The 1,336-nt window shown below is 40.1% G+C and carries 2 protein-coding genes; both read left to right on the forward strand.

What is annotated here, in order from left to right; all coding sequences use genetic code 11:
- Positions 1-274 precede the first annotated feature (274 nt).
- Positions 275-535, forward strand: coding sequence for an AlpA family transcriptional regulator (locus AB6D07_RS22965; protein WP_048667397.1), 261 nt, complete (start codon positions 275-277; stop codon positions 533-535).
- A 15-nt stretch (positions 536-550) separates the two neighbouring features.
- The gene (locus AB6D07_RS22970) at positions 551-1,333 is read left to right on the forward strand and encodes a DUF3987 domain-containing protein (RefSeq protein ID WP_372140765.1); all 783 of its coding nucleotides are present in this window, start codon (positions 551-553) and stop codon (positions 1,331-1,333) included.
- Positions 1,334-1,336 lie beyond the last annotated feature (3 nt).

Here is a 1,336-nt window from a genome sequence, read left to right on the forward strand (position 1 = left end):
CTCATTAGTGATTGTACTCACTTAACTCAGTGTCCAAAACTGCTGGTGCGGATCATTACGAGTGCAATAGAAGAGCTTGAAATCAATTCGACATATGCACAAGCAGCTGAAAAAATTATACGTCCAGACCAATACAAAACAAAATGAAAGGAGTTTAAGCCCTTTAAATATAAGGGGTGTAGTCGTTTTTTTCCTCTAAATGACGCCTATCTCCTATGACTTATTCTCGACGTTGCTGTTTACTTCTCCCATCGAACCATTTGGGAGAAATCAGATGCAACAAGAACAATTAGCACATCACACAAACCGAATCTTACGCTTAAGAGATCTAATATCGCTAACAGGTCTTTCCCGTACCACTATCTACGAAAAACAAAACCCTAACTCATCAAGATTTGATCCAACATTCCCACCTAAAATTAAGCTAGGAGCTAGAGCTGTTGGGTGGCAAATGGAAGGAATCATTATTTGGATCAATCTGATGAAGCATCAATCTACAGTTAATGCTGAATTTTCGCCCCAAGATAATGGTTAACTCGAAGGATTGTATATGAGACAGCAACGCCAAATTTACTTTCCAGTAAATTGTGAAATTCCCCCGAATGTCGCTAAATCAGACTTAATAGCTAAGGCGTTTAACGAAGCAGCAGATATTACTCAAGCACCATCACCTATGGTGTATTTGACCACGATCAGTGCTGTATCTGTAGCATTGCAGGGCTTGATAAATGTAGAGCTGCCTACGGGTAAAATTGCTCCAGTCTCTTTGATGTCACTGAGCATTGCCGAGTCTGGGGAACGAAAATCGTCTGTAGAAAATTTACTTACGAAAGGGATTAAGTTATTCCATAGAGAAAATATGGAGCATTACCAAAGCCGACTAAAAGAGTACGCGATTAGATCAAGACTTCATGACAAGAAAAAGGCTCAGATAGAGAAATCTATCGATTTAGATGAGGCATATGATGAACTAGTGAATGCTTTGATAGCTCACGACTCTAGTAAGCCGAAAAAACCCGTACTTGATTCTCTGATCTTCGAAGACAGTACCATAGAGGCTTTGCTCAGTGATTTAAGCGAACATATTCCCAATGCTTATCTTGGTTCTAGTGAAGGAGGAGTGTTGCTGAATAGTCGAATCATGTCTCAGACAGCAAATCTTAACTCTATTTGGAGTGGCGATGAAATAACGGTAAGCAGAAAATCAGTTGGCTCCTTCACGGTAGGTGGTGCCCGACTGACAATGAATATCATGACACAATGGAGTGCTTTAGATCGGTTCATGGCTTTGTTGCGTAATTCAATGGAACTAAATCAAGAACCTACGATCTGATCA

The organism is Vibrio sp. 10N.239.312.C11, assembly GCF_041466065.1.
Taxonomy (GTDB): Bacteria; Pseudomonadota; Gammaproteobacteria; order Enterobacterales; family Vibrionaceae; genus Vibrio; species Vibrio tasmaniensis_A.

Bases quoted from the DNA above. Each gene is read 5' to 3' on its own strand.
- AB6D07_RS22970 (WP_372140765.1), top strand. From the start codon at position 551: ATGAGACAGCAACGCCAAATTTACTTTCCAGTAAATTGTGAAATTCCC.
- AB6D07_RS22965 (WP_048667397.1), top strand. From the start codon at position 275: ATGCAACAAGAACAATTAGCACATCACACAAACCGAATCTTACGCTTA.